General features: G+C 63.3%; 20 protein-coding genes. 4 read left to right on the top strand and 16 right to left on the bottom strand.

Annotated elements, in window-relative coordinates; translation table 11 throughout:
- Positions 1-21 precede the first annotated feature (21 nt).
- The 4 genes from Bravens_RS00985 to dxr all read right to left on the bottom strand — a co-directional run bounded on the left by Bravens_RS00985 (position 22) and on the right by dxr (position 6,002).
- Complete coding sequence (locus Bravens_RS00985; RefSeq protein ID WP_062019512.1) at positions 22-2,070, bottom strand: TRAP transporter permease; 2,049 nt, start codon at positions 2,068-2,070, stop codon at positions 22-24.
- Positions 2,071-2,166: 96 nt separating this feature from the next.
- A complete protein-coding gene (locus Bravens_RS00980) occupies positions 2,167-3,171 on the bottom strand; it encodes a TAXI family TRAP transporter solute-binding subunit (RefSeq protein ID WP_062019510.1) in 1,005 nt (334 codons plus the stop codon).
- Positions 3,172-3,366: 195 nt separating this feature from the next.
- Positions 3,367-4,800, bottom strand: a complete 1,434-nt coding sequence (locus Bravens_RS00975) for a M50 family metallopeptidase (protein ID WP_062019508.1) — start codon at positions 4,798-4,800, stop codon at positions 3,367-3,369.
- The gene (dxr, locus tag Bravens_RS00970; protein ID WP_062019506.1) at positions 4,797-6,002 is read right to left on the bottom strand and encodes a 1-deoxy-D-xylulose-5-phosphate reductoisomerase; all 1,206 of its coding nucleotides are present in this window, start codon (positions 6,000-6,002) and stop codon (positions 4,797-4,799) included. Before dxr ends, Bravens_RS00975 begins: the two co-directional genes overlap by 4 nt.
- 129 nt (positions 6,003-6,131) lie before the next feature.
- Here dxr and Bravens_RS00965 point away from each other — a divergent pair, with 129 nt between their 5' ends.
- Entirely contained in the window at positions 6,132-7,328 is a 1,197-nt protein-coding gene (locus Bravens_RS00965; protein ID WP_019174847.1) for an acyl-CoA dehydrogenase family protein, read from the top strand.
- 125 nt (positions 7,329-7,453) lie between these two features.
- Here Bravens_RS00965 and Bravens_RS00960 read toward each other — a convergent pair whose 3' ends face one another.
- The 6 genes from Bravens_RS00960 to pyrH all read right to left on the bottom strand — a co-directional run bounded on the left by Bravens_RS00960 (position 7,454) and on the right by pyrH (position 12,361).
- Positions 7,454-8,104 carry a hypothetical protein gene (locus Bravens_RS00960; protein ID WP_062019504.1) on the bottom strand — a complete coding sequence of 217 codons (651 nt, stop codon included), beginning with the start codon at positions 8,102-8,104 and terminating at the stop codon, positions 7,454-7,456.
- Between the two features lie 10 nt (positions 8,105-8,114).
- Complete coding sequence (locus Bravens_RS00955) at positions 8,115-8,672, bottom strand: DivIVA domain-containing protein (protein ID WP_061943817.1); 558 nt, start codon at positions 8,670-8,672, stop codon at positions 8,115-8,117.
- 51 nt (positions 8,673-8,723) lie between these two features.
- The gene (rlmN, locus tag Bravens_RS00950) at positions 8,724-10,049 is read right to left on the bottom strand and encodes a 23S rRNA (adenine(2503)-C(2))-methyltransferase RlmN (RefSeq protein WP_062019503.1); all 1,326 of its coding nucleotides are present in this window, start codon (positions 10,047-10,049) and stop codon (positions 8,724-8,726) included.
- A gap of 67 nt (positions 10,050-10,116) precedes the next feature.
- Positions 10,117-11,031 carry a phosphatidate cytidylyltransferase gene (locus Bravens_RS00945; RefSeq protein WP_062019502.1) on the bottom strand — a complete coding sequence of 305 codons (915 nt, stop codon included), beginning with the start codon at positions 11,029-11,031 and terminating at the stop codon, positions 10,117-10,119.
- Between the two features lies 1 nt (position 11,032).
- A complete protein-coding gene (frr, locus tag Bravens_RS00940; protein ID WP_019174842.1) occupies positions 11,033-11,590 on the bottom strand; it encodes a ribosome recycling factor in 558 nt (185 codons plus the stop codon).
- 27 nt (positions 11,591-11,617) lie between these two features.
- A complete protein-coding gene (pyrH, locus tag Bravens_RS00935) occupies positions 11,618-12,361 on the bottom strand; it encodes a UMP kinase (protein ID WP_061943809.1) in 744 nt (247 codons plus the stop codon).
- 122 nt (positions 12,362-12,483) lie between these two features.
- Between pyrH and Bravens_RS00930 the strand changes: the two genes are divergently transcribed.
- Positions 12,484-13,500 carry a YeiH family protein gene (locus Bravens_RS00930; protein ID WP_062019501.1) on the top strand — a complete coding sequence of 339 codons (1,017 nt, stop codon included), beginning with the start codon at positions 12,484-12,486 and terminating at the stop codon, positions 13,498-13,500.
- Positions 13,501-13,658: 158 nt separating this feature from the next.
- On the opposite strand, the gene tsf is transcribed toward Bravens_RS00930, so the two are convergent.
- Positions 13,659-14,486: a translation elongation factor Ts gene (gene tsf / locus Bravens_RS00925; RefSeq protein ID WP_019174839.1), complete on the bottom strand. Its 828-nt coding sequence runs from the start codon at positions 14,484-14,486 to the stop codon at positions 13,659-13,661.
- A 41-nt stretch (positions 14,487-14,527) separates the two neighbouring features.
- Positions 14,528-15,385: a 30S ribosomal protein S2 gene (rpsB, locus tag Bravens_RS00920; protein ID WP_062019500.1), complete on the bottom strand. Its 858-nt coding sequence runs from the start codon at positions 15,383-15,385 to the stop codon at positions 14,528-14,530.
- 395 nt (positions 15,386-15,780) lie between these two features.
- Between rpsB and Bravens_RS00915 the strand changes: the two genes are divergently transcribed.
- Both Bravens_RS00915 and Bravens_RS00910 read left to right on the top strand, forming a co-directional pair.
- On the top strand, positions 15,781-16,797 hold the full coding sequence (locus tag Bravens_RS00915) for a peptidoglycan DD-metalloendopeptidase family protein (protein WP_062019499.1): 1,017 nt from the start codon (positions 15,781-15,783) through the stop codon (positions 16,795-16,797).
- 45 nt (positions 16,798-16,842) lie between these two features.
- A complete protein-coding gene (locus Bravens_RS00910) occupies positions 16,843-17,544 on the top strand; it encodes an NAD(P)H-binding protein (RefSeq protein WP_082790950.1) in 702 nt (233 codons plus the stop codon).
- Positions 17,545-17,590: 46 nt separating this feature from the next.
- Here Bravens_RS00910 and Bravens_RS00905 read toward each other — a convergent pair whose 3' ends face one another.
- The 4 genes from Bravens_RS00905 to Bravens_RS00890 are packed head-to-tail and all read right to left on the bottom strand — an operon-like array spanning position 17,591 to position 21,786.
- On the bottom strand, positions 17,591-18,553 hold the full coding sequence (locus Bravens_RS00905; RefSeq protein WP_070423891.1) for a tyrosine recombinase XerC: 963 nt from the start codon (positions 18,551-18,553) through the stop codon (positions 17,591-17,593).
- A gap of 23 nt (positions 18,554-18,576) precedes the next feature.
- Positions 18,577-19,785, bottom strand: coding sequence for a DNA-processing protein DprA (gene dprA, locus Bravens_RS00900; RefSeq protein WP_062019495.1), 1,209 nt, complete (start codon positions 19,783-19,785; stop codon positions 18,577-18,579).
- A complete protein-coding gene (locus Bravens_RS00895; RefSeq protein WP_082790949.1) occupies positions 19,782-21,413 on the bottom strand; it encodes a YifB family Mg chelatase-like AAA ATPase in 1,632 nt (543 codons plus the stop codon). The genes dprA and Bravens_RS00895 overlap by 4 nt, the downstream gene beginning before the upstream one ends.
- Positions 21,403-21,786, bottom strand: coding sequence for a YraN family protein (locus tag Bravens_RS00890; RefSeq protein WP_019174832.1), 384 nt, complete (start codon positions 21,784-21,786; stop codon positions 21,403-21,405). Before Bravens_RS00890 ends, Bravens_RS00895 begins: the two co-directional genes overlap by 11 nt.
- Positions 21,787-21,883 lie beyond the last annotated feature (97 nt).

The raw sequence follows: 21,883 nt of genomic DNA, 5'->3' as shown, positions 1-21,883 counted from the left end.
GCTTCGGCCCGCAGAACGATTCTAGACCCCTGCCCCTGTGGATGCGCCGTGAGCCTTCTTCCGTTCACCTGCTCGCTGGTAGACCGCCATGATGACCGCGACGACCAGACCGACGAGCGACATGGCGATGACCGGGTAGACCAGGAGAAGGCCGGCAAGTGCCAGAATGACCGACTCCCAGGAGGCGAGCTTGCGGAAATAGAACCCTGCCACGGCGGCCGACAACACCGCCATGCCCAGCAGTGCCGTTATGAACACCGGGATGAACATGAGCGGGTTCTGATCGCCCTGGAACAGCAGCACCGGCTCCATCACGAAGACGTAGGGCACCAGGAATCCGGCGATCGCAACCTTGAGTGCGGTGACACCGGACTTCAGCGGGTTCGATCCGGCAATGCCCGAAGCCGCGTAGGCAGCCAGACACACCGGAGGGGTCACGTCTGCAAGCAGACCGAAGTAGAAAACGAACAGGTGTGCGGCCAGAACCGGCACATCGAAGTTCGAAATGAGGATCGGCGCTGCCACGGTGGCCGTGACGACGTAGTTCGCGGTGGTCGGCAGACCCATGCCCAGCACCAGGCAGGCGATCATGGTGAAGAACATGACGAGGAAGAAGTTCTCGCCTGCGGCGGTGAGGATACCGTCGGCCAGGCGGCCGCCCAGACCGGTTGCGGTCACAATGCCGGCGACCATACCGGCGGTTGCACATGCGGCGATCACCGGCAGAGCGGTCTTCGCGCCCTCTTCCAGCAGCAGGATGGTGTCCTTGACACCCAGGCGGGTGCTGGCGCGCAGCAGGCTGATGATGAACGCTACGAGGATGCCCCACAGAGCGGCCTTCTGCGGTGTGGTTCCCGCAAGGAGGGTCACGATGATGACGGCCAGCGGCAGCAGCTGGTCAAGGCGCTTGAGCAGCATCTTCCAGCGCGGCAGTTCGTCCTTTGAGTAGCCCTCGATGCGCAGGCGACGCGCTTCGAAGTGGACGGCGAGCATAACGCCGGCGAAGTACAGGAACGCGGGAACGATCGCAATCAGGATGATCTGCGAGTACGGCACGCCCGTGTATTCGGCCATGATGAACACGGCTGCGCCCATAACGGGCGGCATGATCTGCCCACCGGTCGACGCGGTGGCTTCAACAGCAGCGGCGAACTTCGGGCTGAAGCCGACCTTCTTCATGAGCGGAATCGTGAACGAACCAGAGGTCACAGCATTGGCGACCGAGGAGCCGGTGACGGTTCCCTGCATGGCTGAGGCGACAACGGCAGCCTTTGCGGGACCGCCCGCGTAGCGGCCGGTCAGGCGGAATGCCAGCGAGTTGAAGTATGCGCCGATGTCGGTGCGGACGAGGATGACGCCGAAGAACAGGAACAGGAAGATGAAGCTCGAGGACACCTGGATCGGCACACCGAAGATCGAGCGCGACGAGTAGTAGGTCTGCTGCACCATGTTCTGCCACGTGGTGCCGTGGTAGCGCATGATCGGTGAGTAGTTGCCCAGCCAGAAGTAGAGCAGGGCGATGACCGCGATGATGACGATGGGCAGACCCACGCAGCGGCGGGTGGCTTCGAGGATCAAGAGGATCGCAATGAGCGCGACGATCGTGTCGAGCGTTGAGTAGCCGTGGATCTGCACGCCCACGCCCGTTAGGTACGTGTAGTTGGCAAGCAGGTACACCGAGGTGCCCATTGCCAGCAGCGACAGGACGGTGTCAGCGCAGAGGGACGCGTAGTACGCTTTGCGGTTCTCATCCGTCTTCAGGCTCAGGCTCCTGTGCAGCGGGTACAGCAGGAAGATGATGCCCATGGCACCGCCCACGTGAATCGACCCCTGGATGAGGGTGGGGCGGGTGCCGAACAGCGCTGTGTACAGCTGGAAGAGGGTCAGAGCGACAGACAGGACGAAGACGGCGACGCGCCATGGCCCCATGTCGGAGTTGATGCGGTAGCGCGAAGCGCTGTCCAGGTCGCGCATGACCTTGTCTGCGAGGTCCTGCGCCTTCTGCTGATCCAGGGGCTCCGCGTCGGCGGAACCAGCGTCCGGGTTTTTGGCGGTGTCAGAGGGAGTCATGATCTTCTTGCCTGTCTGGGGATGGGGTCTGAACGGCGCACGCGGCGACGGCGCTCAATGCGCCGTCGCCGCGGTTGTCAGCCGAGGGTTTGAGGATCAGTTCTGATCCTCAATGCCCTTTTCTTCGAAGTACTTCTTAGCACCCGGGTGGAGCGGAACGTCGCCGCGGCCGAGCAGAGCGTCTTCGGCCTTGATGAGCTTGCCCTGTGCCAGTGAGATCTTGCCTGCGTCTTCGTACAGCGCCTTGGTGATCGCGTAGCCGTCTTCTTCGCTGATCTGGTTGGTCGAGCCGACGATTGAGGCGAACACGGTCACGGTCTGCACCGGGTCCTTGGCGAAGTCGTAGGAATCGCCGGGGATTTCGTAGGCTTCGTATTCCGTTTCAGCTGCGATCTTTTCGGCCTTGTCCTTGTCGATCGGCAGGAGCTTGACGTCTGCATTGGCGGCCAGTTCCGAAAGCGAGGCGGCCGGGACGCCGAGGATTTCGATCGAGGCGTCGATGTTGCCGTCCTGCACCTTGGAGCGGGCGTCGGCGAAGCTCTCTTCGTAGGGCTCGTAGTCGCCCTCCTTGAAGCCGTAGGCGTCGAGGATCAGCTTGGCGACAGCTGCCGTGCCCGAACCGGGAGCGCCGACGGCGATCTTCTTGCCCTTGAGGTCTTCAACCGAGTTGAAGCCGCTCTTCTCAAGCGTGATGATCTGGGCTGCTTCCGGGTACAGCTGACCCATCCAGCCGACGTTGTTGAGCTTGCCGACCTCTTCGAAGTCACCGGAGCCGCGCACTGCGTCGTTGGCGGTGTTCGACTGGGTGAAGCCGATCTGCGCGTCGCCCTTGGCGATGCGGCCGAGGTTGTCAACGGAGCCGTCGGTTTCCACGGCGTTGACCGACAGACCCGCGTCGGTGTCCTGCAGAATGCGGGCGTACTCGTTGCCCAGCGGGTAGTAGACGCCCGCGGTGCCACCGGTGGCGAAGGTCAGGTCCTTGGTGAAGTTCTCTTCGGGTTCGGCCGAACCGCCTTCGGCTCCGCCGCGCTCACATCCGGTGAGGACGAGGGCGGCTGCGCTTGCGGCGGCCGCGATCTTGAGAAGAACGCTCTTCTTCATGGGGCTCCTTGTCTGAGGCCTGCCGGCGGCAAAACGTGCGGCAGGTCATATTTTCAAATTGCTGTGAGCAGGATAGCGCATCCTCTGTGCGCACTGCCAGACAGTGCACAGTCAGCGCTCAGAAATACATCGGGAGCCGGGTACGGCGAGGAGGCCTCGCTCAGACTGAAGGGATCCCCGCTGAGGCAGTCTGCCTCAGCCGAAGAGCCGCACGGGTTTGACGATGTCGACGTAGACGAGCAGCACCGTCATACACAGGAGGACGCCGACGACCCCGTATGTCAGCGGCAGCAGCTTTGCGGTGTCGAAGGGGCCGATGAGCCCTCTTCTGCGGGAGAGGTTGATTCTGCGGCGTGCCCCTTCGTAGAGGGCAACCGCTATGTGGCCGCCGTCCAGGGGAAGCAGCGGAACCATGTTGAACGCAAAGAGGAACAGGTTGAGGGAGGCCGCCAAGCTCAGGCCGAGCTGCACTTTGTCGACGACTTCGAAAGCTTCGGCAGAAACGATTTCGCCGGCAACGCGCCCCACACCGACCATGCCCATCGGACCGTTGGGGTCGCGCTCTGCTCCCCCGACGGCCACCTTCCCGATGTCGACGAGTTTGACCGGCAGGGTCGCCAGTGCCTTAAAGGTCTGTCCGATGGCTTTTCCGACCTCAGCGGGAAACTCCGATGGCGGCAGCGGATAGTGCTTCTTCTGCGGGGAGACTCCAAGGAAGCCGACGGTGGTGGTTTCGGGCTTGCCGTCAGCAGTGAACTTCTGCTTGCCTTCATCGTCATAGACCGCTCGCGTGGTTTCGATGATGGGCACGCGCACCAAGTGTTCAGAGCCGTCCCGCTCATAGGCCACGGTGACGGTTCTGCCCGCACTGGCCGCAATGAGCTCCTGCACCTGTTCCCAGGTATCGACCGGCGTGTCGTCAACAGCAGTGATGGTGTCGCCCGGTTTCAGTCCCGCGGCCTTGGCCGGTGCGGGAGTATCACCCGGCTGGCATTCGGCGTTTGGTCCGCGCTTCTGCGCGGTTTCGGCATCGACTGCACATTCGACAACACCGGACAGCTGCGTGGACAGGCCCGGAACGCCGATGCCCATCAGCACGAGCCCTAAGAAGACGATGCCGAGGACGAGGTTGACCGCCGGTCCGCCGAACATGACGGCCAGGCGCTTGGGAACCGACAGAGCGTAGAAGGTGCGCCCCTCTTCACCCGGCCCAATGCCCTGATTGGAGAATTCGCGGGCATCCTCCATGCTCTGTGCGAACAGGCGTTTGCGCCCGGCCTGTTCCCGCGGATCTTCGTCCTCAACGGCCCGCCGCTTGGCGTCGGCCTCAACGATGTCGTGGGCTGATTCGACCCCGTGAAGATCTTCGGCGCGAGCGTGGACCGCTGACTTCGGCGGGTACATGCCCGGCATGGCGATGAAGCCGCCCAGCGGCAGCAGTTTGACGCCGTAGCGTGTTTCGCCGCGCTTAAAGGAGAACAGGGTCGGCCCGAACCCGATCATGTAGTGGGTGACCTTCACCCCGAAGCGCTTGGCGGGAATCAGGTGACCAAGTTCGTGCAGCCCGATGGAAAGCCCGACAACCGCGAGCATGAAGACGATTCCGAGGGTGTACAGCAGGGCCGTCATGCCCGGTCTCCCCCGCCTGATGCCTGTTCTGCCACCCAGCGCTTCGCAAACTCCCGGGCTTCGCGGTCAGCAGCCAAGACGAGTTCCGCCGTGAGCTTTCCATCCTGTGGAGCGTGGGCATCGAGTGCGGCGCTGATTCCCCGGCTGATGCCGGGAAAGGAGATCTGTCCGGCGTGAAAAGCATCCACCAGAACTTCGTTCGCCGCGTTGTAGACAGCGGGTGCTGTTCCTCCCAGGCGACCGGCCCGCACCGCCAAGCGCAAGGCGGGAAACGCCTCGTGATCGACAGGTTCAAAAGTCCACTGGGTCGGCTCGTCCCAGCGGTTGGGTGTCGTGATGTTCGACAGCCGCTCCTCATAGCCCAGGGCGTAGGCGATCGGCAGCTTCATATCCGGTGGACTGACCTGTGCAATTGTCGACCCGTCGACGTATTCGACCATCGAGTGGACCTGCGACTGCGGGTGCACCACGACGCTGATCTGGTCGTAGGGAATATCGAAGAGCAGGTGCGCCTCAATGACCTCGAGACCCTTGTTGACAAGGGTTGCCGAGTTCGTGGTGATGACCTTCCCCATGTCCCACGTGGGGTGCTTGAGCGCCTGGGCGGGCGTAACGGCTTCAAGATCAGACTGCGTCATACCGCGGAAAGGACCGCCGCTTGCCGTGATCACCAGCCGGCTGACTTCCTCGCGGCGGCCGGAACGCAGAGCCTGCCACACCGCCGAATGCTCAGAGTCGACCGGAAGCAGGCGGGCTCCCGTACCGGCCGCGGCTTCCATCACGACATCGCCGCCGATGATGAGCGACTCTTTGTTTGCCAGTGCCACATCCGTGCCGCTCTCCAGGGCGGCAAGAGTGGCCGTCAGCCCCGCAGCCCCCGTAATGGCGTTGAGAACAGTGTCAGCTTCAAGGCGTGCAACCTCGTCAGCCGCACGCGGTCCGACGAAAACCTGTTCCACGGGGTTCTCGACCCCAGCGGCAGCGGCGGCAGAAGCAACAGCCCGCTCCACCTCGTCAGGTGATGATGCGCCGACGGCGCCCAGAGCGCGGGCGCGAAAGCGGACCGCCTGTTCGGCGGCATCCGCAATGTTCGTGTGGCAGACGAGACCGACAATCTGAAAGCGGTCCGGGTGGGAGCTGACCACGTCGAGGGTCTGGGTTCCAACGGAACCGGTCGAACCGAGAACTGAGATGTGAAGCACCCGGCCATCTTGGCAGATAAGGCTGAATCTGCGCTCAGAAGGCCCAAAGGGACATTGGTCACACAAAATACATATCTCGGCTATACTCTTTTTGGAAGTCCTCACTGAGCCCTCTGAAAAAGGAGTGAAATGGCCAAGACCTCGCACCCGGACGAAATTCTCGGACTCGATCACCTCTTCTCGAAGGAAGAGCGCGAATGGGCCGGCATCGTCCGCAGCTGGCTGGATGAAAACGTACGCGAAAAGATCGGCGACTGGTACCTCGAAGGCACCATCCCGGCACGCGAACTCGCTGAAGGCCTCGGTGAGCTCGGCCTGCTCGGCATGCACCTGGACGGCTACACGCTGCCCGGCGCTTCTGCCCGCATGTACGGCATCGCCTGCCGTGAACTCGAAGCCGTCGACTCCGGCCTGCGCTCCCTCGTTTCGGTGCAGGGCTCGCTGGCCATGTTCGCCATCCACCACTGGGGATCGGAAGAGCAGAAGGAAGAATGGCTGCCCCGCATGGGCGAAGGCAAGGCCATCGGCTGCTTCGGCCTGACGGAACCGGACGTCGGTTCGGACCCGTCGAACATGCGCACCACCGCCAAGCGCGACGGTGACGACTGGATCCTCAACGGCGCCAAGATGTGGATCACCAACTCCCCCGTTGCCGACGTCGCAGTCGTGTGGGCCAAGACGGAAGAGACCGACGCCAAGGGCCGCCCCATGATCCGCGGCTTCGTCGTTCCCACCGACACCCCCGGCGTGGAAACCCCCACCGTCCAGCGCAAGCTGTCGCTGCGGGCATCCATCACCGGCGAAATCGTCCTGGACAACGTCCGCCTGCCCGGTTCGGCCGTCATGCCGAAGGCAGAGGGCCTCAAGGGACCCCTGTCCTGCCTGTCGGAAGCCCGCTACGGAATCGTCTGGGGTGTCACCGGTGCTGCTCGCGACTCGCTGGAGCAGGCTCTCATGTACACCGGCAGCCGCATCCAGTTCGACAAGCCGCTGGCCGCTTTCCAGATTTCGCAGCAGAAGCTCGCGAAGGCCTTCGGCCAGTACTCGAACATCACTCTGCTGGCTTCGCACCTGGGCGACCTCAAGGACTCCAAGGACGGCGTGCGCCCCGAGCAGATTTCGCTGGGCAAGATGAACAACGTCGACACCGCTATGAACATCGCCCGCGACCTGCGCGCCCTGTTCGGCGGTTCGGGCATCACCAGCGAATACTCGCCGCTGCGCCACGCCATCAACCTTGAGACCGTGCTGACCTACGAGGGCACACACGAAGTTCACCAGCTCACGCTGGGCCGTGCGCTCACCGGCATCAACGCTTTCGCCTGATGCTCACCTGACGCACTGAAGGCACAGAAAGGCCCCGCTTCCGAGGTGGAGCGGGGTTTTTCGTGTTTGTCAGGGTTTTTGCGGGCTGCGGGCTCGGGTGTGTGCTGGCTCAGTCGTGTGCTGGCTCAGCGCAGAAGAGTGTGGACCGCTTCGAGGCTCTCCAGTGCGGTGACCTCAATGCCGTCAAGGCGCATGAGCGTACGCCCCGGCCCCAGAGGTTCGGCTGCCGCGTGCTTGAACGCGGCCTGCTTCATGAGCATGTCGACCGGTTTCGGTGAGCTGTCCGGTCCGTCGGCCAGGAGTTCGGCACCTTCAAAGTGGGTGTCGATGGTGCGGGTGCTCGTGTGCATTCCGGCGCGCGCTTTGGTTTCGCCCACTGGCTGCGGCTGTTCAGAGGAAGCCTCAGCTGCAGCCGGTCGCAGGATCGGTGCGTTGGCTTTCTGCTGCGGGGTGAGTCCCTTGGCGCCGATGACAGCGCATGTGCCCACCCGCATCGCACCGAGGACGGCCAACAGCAGAGTGGCGGGTTTCAGCCCGTCTTCCAGAATGAGCATCTGCGGAGCCGGTTCAGCCACAGCGCGCAGAATCCCGGCGAACTTAGCCGCCCGATCAAGAGCATCCTCAAAGCTCAGTTCGATCTGGCCGGAGGCGAACTCGTCTGCACCGCGGCCCATGACGATGGGGTGGTCGAGCAGTTCGAAGACCGGGTTGAACGTGCCCTTGTCCTTCGGTCCGTTGGTCTCAGGCTTGCGGAACCAGTGCAGATTGGTGTTCACGGGCGTCCCTTCAGTCGACGGAGGCCATGACTTCGACGACGCGGTCAATGAACGCATCGACTTCGTCTTCATCATAGGCACGCTCACCGCGACGAGTGCGGAACAGAACGCGGCGGACCTCATCAACGCTCATAGCGCGGCCCTGTGTGAAGTAGCCGCTGATCTTGTCGCACAGTTCATCGACTTCGGCGATGTCGTAGCCGATGGTGCGGCTGGCAGCGTGCACGAAGCGCTCACCGTGGGGGCGCTCCAAACGGGCCTGCAGGGATCCGGCGGCAGACGACAGCCTGTCCATCCACGCCTTTTCTCCCTGTTCGGAGATCAGCCGTTCGCGTGAGGCCTTCGCGAAGGCGTCTTCCAAACGGTCAAGGGCAGCGTCTACGACTCCGACGTGATAGCCGCGACGCACCAGGTCAAAGCCGACGGTGCGCACAGCGCGCGCGTCGAGGTCACCCGGGCGGGGGTGTTCGCGCTCATAGGATTCGCGGGCGCGCTTGAAGAAGCTGTCGACCTGTCCGGGGTCATAGCCGGACTTCCACCCCGACATTCTGGGGAAGTTGTCCTCCATGTGGCCTCCTCTTAGCTGATGCGTGCTGTTGCTTGTGGTGTTCGGTGCCGGTCAGTCCTCGCCGGTTGCGGCCAGCTGACCGCAGGCGCCGTCGATGTCCTGTCCGCGGGTATCGCGAATGGTGGTGGGAACTCCCGCTGCAACCAGGCGGTCCACGAATTCCTGTGCCACCTTGGGTTCTGATGCGGTCCACACTGATCCCGGAGTGGGGTTGAGGGGAATCGGGTTGACGTGCACCCATCCCCTGCCCCGGGCGTTGAGCTTCTTGGCCAGCAGGTCCGCGCGCCACGCGTGGTCGTTCATGTCCTTGATGAGCGCGTATTCGATCGACACTCGGCGGCCCGTGGTGCGGTAGTAGTCGTAGGCTGCGTCAATCGCCTCGTCGGCGTTCCAGCGGGTGTTGACTGGAATCATTTCGTTGCGCAGCCCGTCATCCGGCGCGTGCAGGCTGAGGGCAAACGTGACTGGAATGTCTTCGTTCATGAGTTTGCGGATGCCCGGCACGAGGCCCACGGTTGACACTGTGATGCGGCGCGGCGACATTCCCAGTCCGTGCGGGGCCGCGTCGGTGAAGCGACGGATGGCGTTCATGACCCGCTTGTAGTTGGCCAGGGGTTCGCCCATGCCCATGAACACGATGTTTGTGACGCGCTCTTCGCCGGCGGGTGTTTGGGTGCCGGAAGGCTTCGCGCCAGTCCTGTCGTTCCCAGCTTCAGCACCCGCGTCGGTTTCACCGGATTCGTCGCCGACCGCGGCTGCCTGTTCGCCGAGCATGTTGATGTCCGGCTCCGCGGTCGGGGCGAGTTCTCCTGCCGCAATGACCTGGTTGGCTCGGATGACCTGTTCGACGATTTCGGCTGTCGACATGTTGCGGGTGAGCCCCTGCTGGCCGGTGGCGCAGAACGGGCAGTTCATACCGCAGCCGCACTGGGATGACACGCACAGTGTGATGCGGTTGCGGTAGCGCATGAGGACGGATTCGACGAGTGCTCCGTCGAAAAGTCGCCACAGGAATTTGATGGTGTCGCCGTTTTTGGTCTTCAGCCGATGGACTTCTGTCAGCAGCGGTGGGAAGAAGGCTTCGGCAAGGGCATCGCGCTTGTCAGCGGGGATGTCCGTCATGAGCGCGGGGTCGGTGATGTTGCGCTGGAAGTAGTGGTTGGACAGCTGTTTGGCGCGGAAGGCGGGCAGTCCGAGTTCGCGGACTGCCTCCTGCCGTTCTTCCATTGACATGTCTGCGAAGTGCCGTGGCGGCTGGGTGACGCGCGGGGCGCGGAAGTTCAGCAGCGGGCGGCCATCGCGGGTGGGCGTCTTGGATGTTGTGCCGTCTTCGTGTTCGACGACGGGGCGGACCTGTTTGCGACGCGTAGTGCTCATGACTCCCCTATTATTCCAAAGCTCCCCTGGGCTTCGGGCCAAGGGGAGCGTGTAACAGCCGCATGTGTCAGGCGGTGGTGATGAATCCCGGCAGGATCGTGTAGAGCACGAGCACGACGGGTGCGCTGGGCAGAATCGAGTCGAGTCGGTCCATGACACCGCCGTGGCCGGGCAGCAGGTTGCCCATGTCTTTGAGGTCGAGGTCGCGTTTGATCATGGATTCCGAGAAGTCGCCGAGTGTGGCGAAGGCCGGAATCACCAGGCCGAGCACGGCGCCTTCCCACCACGGCACGTCGAATGCGAAGACGGCCATGCAGATTCCGACGGTCACGGCGAAGACGGTTGAACCGGCGTAGCCCTCCCAGGATTTCTTCGGTGAGATCTTCGGGGCGATGGGGTGCTTGCCCCACAGGACTCCGAACACGTACCCGCCGGTGTCAGAGGACACGGCAAGTGCCAAGAACGTGATGAGCAGAAGATCGCCCTGCGGCTGGTGCAGGATGTGGATGATGAACGCCGCCATAAGACCGACGTAGGTCAGGGCGAACAGCGACAGCGATACTTCTTTCACCGGGTTGGGCCGCCCGGTCATCAGCGACACGAGCATGATGATGCCCGCTGACAGGGTGAACGCCACCCACACGGCTTCGCGTCCGCCGAACCAGCTCGACAGCACGAGCCCTGCCGCAGCCATCATGGTCAGCGGTCGGTAGACGTCCGCTCCGGAGCGTGACAGCGCGGTGGACAGTTCCCAGGTGGCGGCGAGAACGCCGATGATTGCAACGACGAGGAAGGCCGGAGGGTAGATGAGAATGCTGGCCAGTACGGCCCCGCCGATTCCAACGCCGACCCCGATTGCGGCCGGCAGGTTGCGCCCGGCCCGTCCGTAGTCCTTTTCCGCCGGAGGGGTGACTTCCTCAGGCGACGGCGCTTGCTCTGCTGCGCTGTCGCCCGAGGAAGTCGAAGGTGATTGAGCAGTCAATTCAGACTTCCATCAGGTCTTTTTCTTTTGCTGCGAGAAGCGTGTCGATTTCGTCGGTCTTCTTCTTCGTCAGCTCGTCGAGTTCCGCCAGACCCGCGCGGACTTCGTCTTCACCGAGGTCGCCGTCTTTCTGGAACTTCTCGAGGGTGTCCTTGGTGCGGCGGCGGACATTGCGGATGGAGACCTTGCCGTCTTCCGCGTAGCCGCGGACGATCTTGACGTAGTCACGGCGACGCTCTTCGGTCAGCTCCGGCAGAACCACGCGGATGACGTTGCCGTCGTTGGCGGGGTTGGCACCGATGTCGGAATTGCGCAGCGCGGTTTCGATGTTGCCGAGAGCCGACTGGTCGAACGGCGAAATCAGGAGGGTGCGCGCTTCGGGAACCTGGAAGGAGGCCAGCTGCTGCAGCGGGGTGGGCACTCCGTAGTACTCGACCATGATGTTGGCGAAGAGCTGCGGGTTGGCGCGACCGGTGCGCACCGATCCGAAGTTCTCCTGGGTGGCCTCGACGGCACCGTCCATGCGGCCGCGTGCGTCCTTAAGCTCAGAATCGATCATTGTGTCTCCTATGAATAGTGCTGGCTCTCAGGCAGAGAGCACGGTGCCGATGTTCTCGCCCATGATGGCCGAGCGCAGGTTTCCTTCGCCTTCCATACCGAAGACGCGCATTGCGACGTTGTTGTCCATACACAGGCTGAAAGCGGTCGCGTCGACGACTTTGAGCCCGCGCTGCAGAGCGTCCTGGTAGGAGATGCTGTCGAGCTTCTTTGCGGTCGGATCGGTTTTGGGGTCTGCCGTGTAGACGCCGTCGACGCCGTTCTTTGCCACGAGGACTTCGTCAGCGTGGATTTCGAGTGCGCGCTGGGCGGCGACGGTGTCGGTTGAGAAGAACGGCAGGCCTGCACCTGCACCGAAGATGACCACGCGGTCTTTCTGCATGTGGCGCATGGCGCGGCGCGGAATGTAGCTTTCGGCCACCTGCGGCATGGGGATCGCGGTCTGCACGCGCGTGTCGACGTCGAGCTGTTCGAGAAAGTCCTGCAGTGCAAGGCAGTTCATGACGGTGCCGAGCATGCCCATGTAGTCAGCACGGGTGCGGTCCATACCGCGGTTCTGCAGTTCAGCCCCGCGGAAGAAGTTGCCGCCGCCGACGACGATCGACATTTCGACTTCGCCGACAGTGGGGGCGATTTCACGAGCGACAGATGCGACGACATCGGGGTTCACGCCGACCGAGCCGCCGCCGAACACTTCGCCGGAGAGTTTGAGGAGTACCCTGCGCCGGTGTGTGGCTTCGGGTTTCGGACTCTCGCTCACGGTGTGCGGCATCTGCTTCCTTCCTTCGGTTGGATCGTTCCCAGTCTACCCATCCGGGCCTGCTGTTTCTGTATTCCGCCGTGTGCGGCGGGGGCGGCTTCAGCACCCACATCGACCAGGAGCATAGTAGAGGGGTGAATACGTCCGCCCGCTCCCTCCCGTCCGCACTGCTGAACCTGCTGCCGGGCCTGCTGCTGTGCGGTGCTGCCGCTGCGGCGGCCTTTGGTCTTGCGGCCCTTGTTCCCCATACCGGCTCTGTTCTCATGGCCATTGTGCTGGGGATGCTTGTGCGCAATCTGCTGCCTGAGCTTCCTGCACGCTTTGATCCCGGTGTTGCCTTTGCGTCCAAACCGCTGCTGCGTGCTGCGATCATCGCCTTGGGCTTCAAGCTGTCTTTGACGGATATTGCTGCGATGGGTCCGCTCGTGATTGTGCTCGTCGTGGTTCTTGTGGCCGGGGGCTTCTTCCTCAGCGTGGGCCTTGGCCGCCTGCTGGGAGTGGGCCGTGATCTTTCGATGCTGATCGGCTGCGGTTTTTCCATCTGCGGCGCCGCTGCTGTTGCCGGGGCGCAGAGCACTCTGCGTTCCCGCAAAGAGGACACTGCGGCCGCGGTTGCTCTCGTGGTGCTGTTCGGCACCATCATGATCGGTGTGGTGCCCCCGCTTGCCGGTCTGTGGCACCTCGATCCGCGCACCGCGGGCATTTGGACGGGTGCGGGTGTGCACGAGGTCGCGCAGGTTGCCGCCATCGGCGGGATCCTGGGCTCCGCGGCTTTGGAGCCGGCTGTCATCGTCAAACTCGCCCGGGTGCTCATGCTCGCCCCGGTCGTGTTCTTCCTGGGCCGCTGGATGGCACGAGGTGGAGCAGCAGAAGGTGAGGAATCTTCGGCTCGTGTGCCCCTTGTGCCGCTGTGGGTTGCGCTGTTCATCGCGGCAGCTGTCGCGACTACGTTCCTGCCCCTTCCCGGTTGGTTCCTCACCGGCGCCGACTGGGTGCAGAAGATCTTCTTGACCGCTGCGATGTTCGGGCTGGGTCTCGGCGTGCACTTCCGATCGCTCATCGGCATGGGTGTGCGACCGCTCATTCTTGCTGCCCTCGTAACCGTCGGCGTTGCTGCAACAGCACTGGGCGGGGCGCTGCTCGTCGCCTGAGCCGAACTCCCCGGCAGGAACAGGGGCAGCCGAGCGGCGCCTCGTGAGCTTTCCCGCACCTGCCGACCAGCCCGCCCAAACAGCTCGGCGGACGAAACCCAGACACAGAAATGCCCCCTCGGCAGTGAGCCGAGGGGGCATTTCAGCAGTTCAGACGATCAGACGCCCACGCGGAAGCGCAGGAAGCCCTTCGCGTCGATGCCGGCTTCCTTCAGAACAGCCGAAACCGGGGTCTTGGGCTCCTTGGCGAAGCCCTGGTCCAGCAGGCAGTTGTCCTTGAAGAATGCGTTGACGCGGCCTTCCACGATGTTCGGGATGGCGCGCTCCGGCTTGCCTTCGTTCTTAGCGGTCTCAAGGGCGACTTCGCGCTCCTTTTCGACGACCTCAGCGGGAACGTCTTCGCGCGAGAAGAACTTGGGCGACATGGCTGCGATGTGCACTGCGACATCGTGTGCAACCTGGTCGTCGCCGCCTTCGTAGGCGAAGAGAACGCCGACCTGCGGGGGCAGGTCCTTGTTGGTGCGGTGCATGTACTGCGCGATCGAAGGAGCTTCGATGCGGCCCACGCGGCGCAGGTCAACCTTTTCGCCGAGCGATGCTCCGCCTTCGGTGATGATCTGCGAAACCGGTTTGCCGTCGATTTCGGTGTTCAGCAGGGTTTCAGCGTTGTCGGCGTTGTTCGCAACGGCCAGGTCGAGGACCTCTTCAGCGAGCTTGCTGAAGGTGTCGGACTTGGCAACGAAGTCGGTTTCCGAGTTGAACTCGATCATGGTGCCGACGCCGTTTTCGACGCGTGCCAGAACAACGCCGTCCGAGGTGGAACGGCCTTCGCGCTTGGCAGCGCCCTGCAGGCCCTTGACGCGGAGGATCTCAACGGCCTTGGTCTTGTCGCCAGCGGCTTCGTCGAGTGCCTTCTTGACGTCCATCATGCCTGCGCCGGTCTTTTCGCGCAGCTCCTTGATGTCAGCTGTGGTGTAGTTCGCCATGGAATCTCCTTTGGAAGATACGGGGTCGAAGGGACGTGTGGTCAGGCTTCGGGCTTGTCAGCGGCCTTGTCTTCGGCCTTTTCGGCGTCAGCCTTGTCAGCTTCGGCCTTGTCTTCGGCGCCTTCGGACTTGCCTTCGAGGAGTTCGCGCTCCCATTCGGGCATCGGTTCGACGGCGGAAACGTTCTTTTCGCCCTCTTCGCTGGCACCGTGGCGCTTGATGAGGCCTTCGGCGACTGCGTCTGCAACCACGCGGGTCAGCAGCTTGACGGAGCGGATCGAGTCGTCGTTGCCCGGGATCGGGTAGTCAACAACGTCGGGGTCGCAGTTGGTGTCGAGGATAGCGATGACCGGGATGCCGAGCTTGCGAGCTTCGTCAACGGCCAGCTGTTCCTTCTTGGTGTCGACAACCCACACGGCCGACGGGGTGCGCTGCATGTCGCGGATACCGCCGAGGGTGCGCTCGAGCTTGTCCTTTTCGCGGGACAGGATGAGCAGTTCCTTCTTGGTGCGGCCTTCGCCAGCTGCGTCCTCGAAGTCGATTTCTTCGAGTTCCTTCAGGCGGCGCAGACGACCGGCGATCGTCTGGAAGTTGGTGAGCATACCGCCGAGCCAGCGCTGGTTGACGTAGGGCTGGCCCACGCGGGTGGCCTGTTCGGCGATTGCTTCCTGAGCCTGCTTCTTCGTGCCGACGAAGAGGATCGAACCGCCGTGTGCGACGGTTTCCTTCACGAAGTCGTAGGCGGTGTCGATGTAGCCCAGCGACTTCTGCAGGTCGATGATGTAGATGCCGTTGCGCTCGGTGAAGATGAAGCGCTTCATCTTCGGGTTCCAACGGCGGGTCTGGTGACCAAAGTGAACGCCGGATTCGAGCAGCTGGCGAACGGTGACGACGGCCATGCCGAGGTCTCCTTTCTCTGCGCTTGCGCGCCTAGGGTTCCTGCGGTGAGCCCGTGGGCTTTCACCGCGGAACGGTTTTCGGTTGATCCTGGCACCCGTGGATCTGTCGACGCGCTTTCCACCGGACTTGGGATCCGTTGGCTGTGGACAGCGCGCACCTTCGGCAGATCGGTTGAATCGGATGCGCGAAGTCAGAAGCGGACACGCTTCTGCTGGTTTCATTCTACGCTGTCGCTCAACCCAGACAAAACGGGGCTGCCGCAGGCCAGGACCGCCGAGGTGGAACTCCCGGGTGGAAGTGACTTCAGTTCTCGCGGCTGGGGATTGCGCCGGGCTTTCCCACAGGTGTTTTCCGGACCTCGCGGCAAGGTGAGGGGGCCGGCTGAACTGAGTGCATGAAAGTCATCACCTCTGCTCTATCTTCTGCTGTTGCTGTTATCGCAGCTTCTGTTTTTGCCGCGCTGACCATGGTGGGCGGGCCGCCCTCTGCCTACGCACAGAACGCCGACGGCGCCGGTGCTGAAGCTGCGCCCCGTTGGCTGACTCCCGTTCCGGGCCTGCAGATTGTGCGCGCTTTCGACAAGCCCGAACAGAACTGGAAGGCGGGCCACCGTGGGATCGATGTCGCCGCCGCCGTCGGCGAACCGATCCGCTCCCCTGCCACAGGCACCGTGCGCTTTGCCGGGAAGGTCGCCGGAAAACCAGTTGTCAGTCTCGAAGTAGGCGGCTACGCGGTGTCGTTCGAACCCGTTGCAGCCACTGTGCGCAAGGGCGATCAGGTTGCTGCCGGGCAGGTGATCGGCACCGTTGCGGACGCTTCGCACTGTTCTGAGGGCTGTGTCCACGTCGGCGTCTGGAGGCTGGACCGGGCTAAGGACTATCTGAATCCGGCTGATTTCTTTGTTTCCGACGCCTCGATCCTGCTGCCCGAAGGGCAGGCACCGGACCGCTTGCCGGCCGCGGCACCGGGAGGCTCAGTCGCAAAGTCAGGAGCCGGAGCGTGGGGAGGCTACAGCAACGGGCAGATCCCGGCGGTTGCCCTGTGCCCGCTGCGGTCGGCTCCAGGCCACAGGCTGCGATGCGATGCTGCGAAATCATTTGATGCGCTGTCAGCTGCTTTTGCCCAGAGGTTTGGCCATCCGATCTCAGTGACCGACTCCTACCGCGACTACCAAACGCAGGTGGCACTCAAACGCCGCAAGGGCAAATGGGCAGCAACTCCTGGACGCTCAAACCACGGGTGGGCGCTGGCCGTGGACCTGGGCTCTGGCATCAACAGGTTCGGCACACCGCAGCATCAGTGGATGAAGTCGAACGCCGCCCGTTTCGGCTGGGTGCACCCGCCGTGGGCGGAGCCATCGGGCTCTCTGCCTGAGCCGTGGCACTGGGAATACCGAGATATGGGACAGTAATGTGCCCGGTTTGGCCCCCGCGCGGTCTTCAGGCATTCTGAAACTGTGAATCCCCAGAACCCCCGTTTGGCAATCATCGGCGGCGCTGGCCGCCTCGGCAGAGCTATTACCGACAGGTACCCAGACGAGGTCGTTTCAATTGTGCGCCGCCCGGAACAGATGTACGAGCAGATGGAGCTTTCTGACCTCGGCGTATCCCCCGTCCTGGCCGATGTTTCCCGCTCAGCGATCGAGGAACTCGCCGAAACCCTCAGCGGGGTCCACTCCGTCGTATACGCGGCAGGCTCGCGGTTGGACAACAGCTTCGACGTGTTCTCCAACAACCTTGTGGGGTCACTGCGCGCGCAGCAGGCGTCCAAGCTTGCCGGTGTTGAGCGCTTTGTGCAGGTTACGCCGTGCGCATCTCTCGCCGCCGCTGTGGGCTGTGCCCACCCGGAATCAGTGACCATGGCGGACGAAGCACTGCGGATTTCCGGTTTGAACTACACAATCATCAGGCCTTCGGCAATGATGATCGATGCGGCGCCCGGTCTGCAGCTTGCTTCATCGGACATCGACTTCCAGCCTGTGCGCCTGGACGATATCGCCGACCTCGTCTGCGAAGTCCTCGATGCAGACCTCGCGCCAGGCAGTGAAATCAACGTTACGGCTGGTTCGCAGACACCCAGTTCAACCCTCAGGGACTTCCTTCGCCAGCCGAACTCTGTAAGCGCAGGCCAGCAGCCGGTCAATCTTTCTCGCAGCTGACAGCAGACGGCCTGTTCATCGGCAGGCCAAACTCGTATATCCCGTTTTATGCGCGAGGGTGGGCTTGCCGGTAGGTGTCTTTGAGCCGCTGCAGGGAAACGTGCGTATAGATCTGCGTCGAACTCAGACTGGCGTGCCCGAGCATTTCCTGCACTTGGCGAATGTCAGCCCCGTTTTCCACCATGTGAGTTGCCGCTGAATGCCGCAGACCGTGCGGTGCCAGCTTTGGGGAATCGCTGTAGCCGGCAGTTGCCCGCCCTACGACCTCGCGCACTTGACGCGGGTCAATGCGCTTTCCGCGCACGCCGACGAACAGGGCTTCAGGCTCTGCGGCCAGCGCATCCCGCCCCTTGTCCAACCAGGCGTTCAGCGCAGCTTCTGACGGCCCGCCGAAGGGCACTCGGCGTTCTTTGCGCCCCTTGCCGATGACCGTGATGAGTTTGTTGGTGAAGTCGATCGAGTCCAGGTTGAGGCTTGTGAGTTCTGATACGCGCATGCCCGTGGCGTAGAGCAGTTCGACCATGGCTCGGTCCCGCAGCTGCACCGGGGTGGGCTCTGCTGTCTGCTCCGTGTCTGCACTGGGGGTCTGCGCGGTGTTGGCCAGCACAGTTTCAGCGGCACTCTGTTTGAGGACAGCCGGCAGCCGGCCGGGTTTTTTGGGTGCCTGCAGACGCTCGGCGGGTGAAGCCTCGATGCGGCCGCTGCGCCGCAGGAATGTGAAGAACGACCTGACACCCGCGATGCGCCGTGCCGCTGTGCTGGGCGATGCCCCGTTTTCGTGGATCTCCATGAGCCAGTGGCGCAGGTTGGCCAGTTCGACGTCCCGCAGGGCAATGGGTTCCCCGCCGGCGGCGCGCACAAGGAATTCGAGCACGGACTGTGCATCGGCACAGTATGCCCGCCGGGTGTGTTCGGACACTGTCTGATGGACCGTGAGATCAGCCTCGTAGTCCTCAAGGGCCGAAGCGTATTCGGCAGGCAGTGCCTCGCGGGGAAGGTTCGAGGTCATGAATCCAGGATAGCGGGGACAGTTCACCGGCCCTTCTGCCACTCGTCACCGCTGCGCTGTGCCAGCCCGGCAAGTTCAAGTGCGGCGAGCGCGGCCGTCGTGGTCTGCGGGTCCAATCCCGCCCTCACTGCGAGAGTGGAACAGTCAACGCCGCGCTGCACCGGGAGTGCGGAGAACACTTTGAGCTCGGCATCGCTAAGACCGTCCGCCTGTTTGCCGTGTGCCTGTGCACTTTCCCGGCTGAACAGTTCGGCGATGTCTGCCGTACCCAACAGTTCGCGCACGTGGTCAGCTTCGGCAACGAGCACAGCGCCGGCATCCCGTATGAGACGGTGGCATCCGGCGGATTCAACATCCGAGGCGCGTCCAGGAAATGCACCCAGTGGGCGACCGAGTTCAGCTGCGTGATGCGCGGTGTTGATAGCCCCGGAGCGCCAGCCCGCCTCGACAACCACAACGGCTGATGACAGTGCGGCTATCAGCCTGTTGCGCGCCAGGAACCTGTGCCGCATGGGTGTGGCACCCGGTGGGCACTCGGAGACCACCAGGTGATTGCGGCACAGCTCTTCCAGCAGATCCGCGTTGCCGCGCGGATACATGCGGTCCACTCCCCCGGCCATGAGCGCGATTGTTGAGGCTCGCCCGCTTGATGCAGCAAGAGCCCCGGCGTGCGCTGCCGCGTCAATGCCGAATGCTCCGCCGGAAATGACGGTCACGCAGTCTCGAGCCAGTTCAAACGCCGTGTTCTTGGCAAGCGCGGTCCCGTAGCCGGTTGCGGCACGAGCACCGACAAGAGCACAGGAAACATCTGCGAGCTCGGCCAGATTGCCCGGTCCGCGCACCCACAGGGCTGTTGGCGCATCCAGACCGAGGTCATCCAGCTGCTCTGGCCATTCGCTGCTGTCCGGCGTGATGAGGCGAGCGCCAAGCCGTTCCATAATCCTCAGGTCACGGTCGGCATCGCCGTCGTGCCCTGTGATTCTGGCGCGCCATCGTTCGGCGGCTTTGCTCACCGCTTCCGTGCTGGCCGTGATGCCGAATGTGGCCGCACAGCGCGTGATGAAGCTCTTCGCCCCGGCGTTGTCTGTCCCGTCGTGGCGTGCCGCTTCGCTGAGCGCGCGCCATGTTTCTTCCACGCCTTCGGCGCGTATGCACACCGCGAGCATCCGGTCGGTGGGCTCTGCTGTGCGCAGGAGGTTCGCGGCTGCTCGCAGTTCGGCAATATCGGTCATAGCTGCTCCTGGGTTCGCAGTGCGGCCGCCGCCATGAGCTCGTCACGCCCGGGGCGTTCAATGCCGCGCAGATCGGCGATTGTTGCGGCTATGCGCAGCACCCGGTCATAGCCGCGCATCGACAGCGTTCCGCGTTCTAAAGCGGTATCCAGGTGCGCTGTTTCCTGCGGTGTGAAGTGGAAGATCTCCCGCAGTCGACTGCCCGGAGCTCGCGCATTGAGGGAAAAGCCGTCTGTGCTGTACCGCTCTGCTTGCACCTGCCGAGCCTGGGCAACTCGCTGTGCGACTTCTGCTGAGCCTTCGCGCTTTTCTTTTCTGTGCAGGTCGGCCGGACTGATGGGCTGCACTGTCAGCTGAATATCCACGCGGTCCATGAGGGGCCCGGACAGTTTGGCTCTATAGCGCCTTTTCTCCGTGGGACTGCACATGCACTGCCTGCCGGTCGAACCACCGCACGGGCACGGGTTCGCAGCAAGAACAAGCTGAAACTGGGCGGGAAGATCAACCGAGCCCCACGCCCGGTGAATGCTGCACACTCCGCTTTCCAGGGGCTGTCGCATGGCTTCGAGAACATCGCGACTGAATTCGGGGGCCTCATCGAGGAACAGCACTCCCCTGTGGGCTTTTGACAGCACGCCGATCATCCCCGGTTTGGAACCGCCCACCATTGCCGCGGCAGTCGTGCGGTGGTGCGGAGATTCAAAGGGAGGAACAGCGGCAAGCCCCCTCTCGGGATCAAGTGTGCCGTCCAGGGACTGCAGCGAGCAGGCTTCCACCGCCTCGTCAGGTGACAGGGGCGGCAGCAGACCAGGCAGGCAGCCGGCGAGCATTGTCTTGCCCGCCCCGGGCGGACCGCTCATCAGCAGGTGGTGCCCACCGGCAGCCGCAACCTCGAGGGCCCACCGGGCGTCGTCCTGACCCTGCACGTCCGCGAGGTCACCCGGACGCTGCGGCTCGACTGCCCGCCGACCGCTCAGCTCAACCGGCACGAGGTCAACGGGACGCACGTCCCCGCCGAGCACCCGCACGGCATCGGCCAGACTGATGCACCCGCGCACGTCGACATCGCCAGCCAGGAGAGCTTCGCTTTCATTCGCCTTGGGCACAATCACACGCCGCAGGCCTTCCTTCCGCAGCGCGGACACCATGGGCAGCACTCCGTTGACCGGATGGAGTCTGCCGTCTAGGCCCAATTCGCCAATGCAGACGCACGATGCCGCGGAGTCGCGGTTGACAGCCCCTTCTGCCGCGAGCAGCGCCACCGCAATGCTGAGGTCGAACGCGGTTCCGGCTTTCTTCACACTGCCCGGTGACAGGTTCACCGTTATGCGCTGAGCCGAAAGACTCAGCCCCACATTCGACACTGCCGCACGGACTCGTTTGCGCGCTTCCGAAACCGAGGCGTCGGGAAGTCCCACGATGTCGATGCCCGGCAGCCCGTTGTTGATGCTCGCCTCCACGGCAATGACCGTGCCGGAAAGCCCCCACAAGGCGACTGCGCTCGTGGCTCCAATGGCCCGGGCTTTCGGTTTGATCACGGTGTAGGCGGGTGCGTCGGCCGGCGGTGCCGGCTTCTCACCCACGTCAGCGAGCGCTCCGGCCGGCGTGGTTGGTGCTTCACCAGTCATGGAACACCTGCTCAATGTGGGTAAGCGTGGGCGCTTCACCGCCGAAGCAGATTCCGATGACGTCAATCCGGTAGCTGGGGATGTAGCCCTTCTGCTCGGTCACCCAGCGTGTGGCCAGGCCCTGCAGGGTGCGCAGCTTGTGGAAGTCAACAGCTTCCAGCGGGTCGCCGGAAAAGGCACTCGAACGGGTTTTGACTTCAACGAACACGACGTCTTCGTCGTCATAGGCGATGATGTCGATTTCACCGTCACGACATCGCCAGTTGCGGTCGAGGATGATCCAATCGCAGTCGCGCTCAAGGTAGTTGGCGGCGATTTCTTCGCCCCTGGCGCCCAGCGTTGTGTTGTGTGGTTTTCTCTGCGGCTCATTCATGCCGCCAACGGTGCCCGGCAGACCAAGTGGAGCGGCACCTCGTCAAAGGTCTTGGGGATAACCTGCCCTCAGTCCACAGGCACAGGCACGGAAGTGA

The sequence above is a fragment of the Brevibacterium ravenspurgense genome (genome assembly GCF_001584615.1).
Taxonomy (GTDB): Bacteria; Actinomycetota; Actinomycetes; order Actinomycetales; family Brevibacteriaceae; genus Brevibacterium; species Brevibacterium ravenspurgense.
This window is presented reverse-complemented; position numbering and strand designations above follow the sequence as displayed.

Bases quoted from the DNA above. Each gene is read 5' to 3' on its own strand.
- Bravens_RS00985 (WP_062019512.1), bottom strand. From the start codon at position 2,070: ATGACTCCCTCTGACACCGCCAAAAACCCGGACGCTGGTTCCGCCGAC.
- Bravens_RS00980 (WP_062019510.1), bottom strand. From the start codon at position 3,171: ATGAAGAAGAGCGTTCTTCTCAAGATCGCGGCCGCCGCAAGCGCAGCC.
- Bravens_RS00975 (WP_062019508.1), bottom strand. From the start codon at position 4,800: ATGACGGCCCTGCTGTACACCCTCGGAATCGTCTTCATGCTCGCGGTT.
- Bravens_RS00965 (WP_019174847.1), top strand. From the start codon at position 6,132: ATGGCCAAGACCTCGCACCCGGACGAAATTCTCGGACTCGATCACCTC.
- Bravens_RS00955 (WP_061943817.1), bottom strand. From the start codon at position 8,672: ATGGAGGACAACTTCCCCAGAATGTCGGGGTGGAAGTCCGGCTATGAC.
- rlmN (WP_062019503.1), bottom strand. From the start codon at position 10,049: ATGAGCACTACGCGTCGCAAACAGGTCCGCCCCGTCGTCGAACACGAA.
- frr (WP_019174842.1), bottom strand. From the start codon at position 11,590: ATGATCGATTCTGAGCTTAAGGACGCACGCGGCCGCATGGACGGTGCC.
- pyrH (WP_061943809.1), bottom strand. From the start codon at position 12,361: ATGCCGCACACCGTGAGCGAGAGTCCGAAACCCGAAGCCACACACCGG.
- tsf (WP_019174839.1), bottom strand. From the start codon at position 14,486: ATGGCGAACTACACCACAGCTGACATCAAGGAGCTGCGCGAAAAGACC.
- rpsB (WP_062019500.1), bottom strand. From the start codon at position 15,385: ATGGCCGTCGTCACCGTTCGCCAGCTGCTCGAATCCGGCGTTCACTTT.
- Bravens_RS00915 (WP_062019499.1), top strand. From the start codon at position 15,781: ATGAAAGTCATCACCTCTGCTCTATCTTCTGCTGTTGCTGTTATCGCA.
- Bravens_RS00905 (WP_070423891.1), bottom strand. From the start codon at position 18,553: ATGACCTCGAACCTTCCCCGCGAGGCACTGCCTGCCGAATACGCTTCG.
- dprA (WP_062019495.1), bottom strand. From the start codon at position 19,785: ATGACCGATATTGCCGAACTGCGAGCAGCCGCGAACCTCCTGCGCACA.
- Bravens_RS00895 (WP_082790949.1), bottom strand. From the start codon at position 21,413: ATGACTGGTGAAGCACCAACCACGCCGGCCGGAGCGCTCGCTGACGTG.
- Bravens_RS00890 (WP_019174832.1), bottom strand. From the start codon at position 21,786: ATGAATGAGCCGCAGAGAAAACCACACAACACAACGCTGGGCGCCAGG.